This is a genomic window from Streptomyces sp. NRRL S-495, assembly GCF_000966955.1.
Taxonomy (GTDB): Bacteria; Actinomycetota; Actinomycetes; order Streptomycetales; family Streptomycetaceae; genus Kitasatospora; species Kitasatospora purpeofusca.
Genome location: NZ_JZWY01000136.1, coordinates 1 through 2369, shown reverse-complemented (window position 1 = coordinate 2369; position 2369 = coordinate 1). Strand labels below are relative to the sequence as shown.

3 protein-coding genes are annotated in these 2369 nt (G+C 72.5%); all 3 read right to left on the bottom strand.

The window, feature by feature from the left end:
* The coding region (locus tag VR45_RS09720; protein ID WP_199925921.1) for a cation transporter at nucleotides 1-884 on the bottom strand (884 nt) is incomplete at its 3' end.
* A gap of 77 nt (nucleotides 885-961) precedes the next feature.
* Nucleotides 962-1180 (bottom strand): heavy-metal-associated domain-containing protein, encoded by a 219-nt coding sequence (locus VR45_RS09715; protein ID WP_030395102.1) that lies wholly within the window; start codon nucleotides 1178-1180, stop codon nucleotides 962-964.
* A gap of 392 nt (nucleotides 1181-1572) precedes the next feature.
* Nucleotides 1573-2367 (bottom strand): PrsW family glutamic-type intramembrane protease, encoded by a 795-nt coding sequence (locus VR45_RS09710; RefSeq protein ID WP_078896375.1) that lies wholly within the window; start codon nucleotides 2365-2367, stop codon nucleotides 1573-1575.
* Between the last annotated feature and the right edge of the window lie 2 nt (nucleotides 2368-2369).

The following is a 2369-nucleotide window of genomic DNA, read 5'->3' as shown; positions in this document are numbered from 1 at the left end:
CCGGGACGGACCACGAAGCGGGTGCCGACGGTGAGCCGGTCGACCGGCAGCCGGACCTCCCGGCCGCCCTGGAGGACGGCGACGTCCTTGGCGCCGAGGTCCAGCAGGGCGTGCAGCGCGGCCCCGGCGCGGCGCTTGGAGCGGGCCTCCAGGTAGCGGCCGAGCAGGATCAGCACGGTGACGGCGGAGGCCGTCTCCAGGTAGAGCATGGACGAGGCGTCGGTGTCGCCGACCGAGAGGGAGAACTCGTGCCGCATCCCGGGCATGCCGGCGTCGCCCCAGAAGAGCGCCCAGAAGGACCAGCCGAAGGCGGCCAGGGTGCCGAGCGAGACCAGGGTGTCCATGGTCGCGGCGCCGTGCTTGAGGTTGGTCCAGGCGGCGCGGTGGAACGGCAGGCCGCCGTACACCACGACGGGGCCGGTGAGGGCGAAGGCCAGCCACTGCCAGTTGGTGAACTGGAGGGCCGGGACCATCGACCAGAGGACCACCGGCAGGCTGAGCAACCCGCTGACGAGCAGCCGGTCGAGCAGGGGGTCGGTCGGCCCGGTGCCGGTGGCGGCCCCGGCGGGCGCCTCGGCCGGGGCGGCGGGCACGGGCGGGGGCGGGAGTTCGGCGGTGTAGCCGGTGTTCTCGACGGTGGCGATGAGGTCGGCCACGCTGACGTCGGGCCCGAAGTCGACTCTGGCCTTCTCGGTGGCGTAGTTGACGGTGGCCTCGACGCCGTCCATCCGGTTGAGCTTCTTCTCGATCCGGGCGGCGCAGGCGGCGCAGGTCATGCCGCCGATCGACAGTTCGACGCGCTCGCGGACGGCGGTCGGTCCCGCCGGGCCGGCTATGGCGCTCGTCGCGTCCGGGGAGGTGGAGCCCGGGGTGGAGGTGCTCATGTGCTGATCAGCTCCTTGAAAAGGACGCGGCGGAGGACGGGGAGACCGGGGCCTCCGCCGCGCGAGGGGGCTCTCTCTCAGGCGGAGCGGCCGACCAGCTCGTAGCCGGCCTCGTCGACGGCGGCGCGGACCAGCTCGTCGTCCAGCTGGTCGCTGGTGGAGACGGTGACGGTACCGGCCTTGGCGTCGGCGGAGACCTCCGTCACCCCGGCGAGGCCGGAGAGCTCCTTGCTCACCGAGTTCTCGCAGTGTCCGCAGCTCATGCCGGTCACGGTGTAGGTGATGGTGCTGGACATCGGGGCCTCCGAGGAGTTCGGTACGGGCGCGAGCGTACGCCCGGGCCCTGCTCTTGGGAACAGCATACCCCTAAGGGGTATTCCGTAAGAGTACGGAATTTGTGGTGTGGATCGCATTCCGGTTGCCGTTCGGGCGGGCCGGATCATGTTCCGAGAGCAGAGCGTAGGCGTCCGGACACGCTGTGCTCGAATCCGCGCCGTGGCGCGGGCGGATTCGGGGTGCGGCCCCGGAGCCTTCCAGGAAGTCGTTCGAGAGTCGTCCGGAGTTCCGGAGTTCCTCGGTCCAGTGGTCCCGATGTTCCAGGGGGTCCCGGTGGTTCTGGTCGTCCCGGTGGTCCTGGCGGTCCTAGTGGCCCTGGTGGTCCCGGCCGGCCGGTCCGGGGCGGCGGGCCTCAGGCCGGGGCGGAGGGGAGCTGGGCCGGGATCGGGGACCGCCGGTCGCCGCGGACCAGCAGGCGCAGCCAGTACAGTCCGCCGAGCGCGACCAGGACCAGCCCGGCCGTGTCGTACAGGGTGTAGAGGTGGACCTGCTCGGTGGTCGGGCTCGGCAGGCGGCCCAGCTCGAACAGGGCGCGCTGCCAGTCGGCGGAGGTGCTCCGGGCCACCAGCCAGACCGCGATTCCGCCCATCGAGTCCCAGAGCGCGTGCAGCAGCGAGACGCCGAGATAGGTCAGCAGGACCGGCGGGGTGAGGCGGAACCGGCCGCCGCGCCGCTCGCGGAACAGCACGCCGCCGAGCAGCGCCGTCCACAGGATGTGGCCGACCGGCGCCAGGACACCGCGCAGGATCTCGGTCTCCACCAGGTTGCGCAGCGAGAGCCCGTCGGTGGTGAGCACGGCGTTGAAGGCGTACCCGGCGCTCTCGAAGGCGGCGAAGCCGGCGCCGACCGTGGCGCCCAGCACCAGGCCGTACCGCAGGCCGCTCACCCGCAGCCGCCGGCTGACCAGGACCAGGGCGGTCAGCTTGGCCGCTTCCTCGATCAGGCCGACGCCGAGGTGCGTCCAGGCCGAGGGGGAGAGCAGGCAGGTCTCCAGGACGGAGGCGCCGAGTACGCCGATGAGGCCGCCGATGCCGAAGCAGCCGAGGATCCGGTCGGCGCCGAGGCCGGTGGCGTGGCGTTCGTACGCCCGGGTCGCCACCGTGACCGGGACGAGGAAGCTGCCGAGCAGGACGATCGTCGGCACCAGGC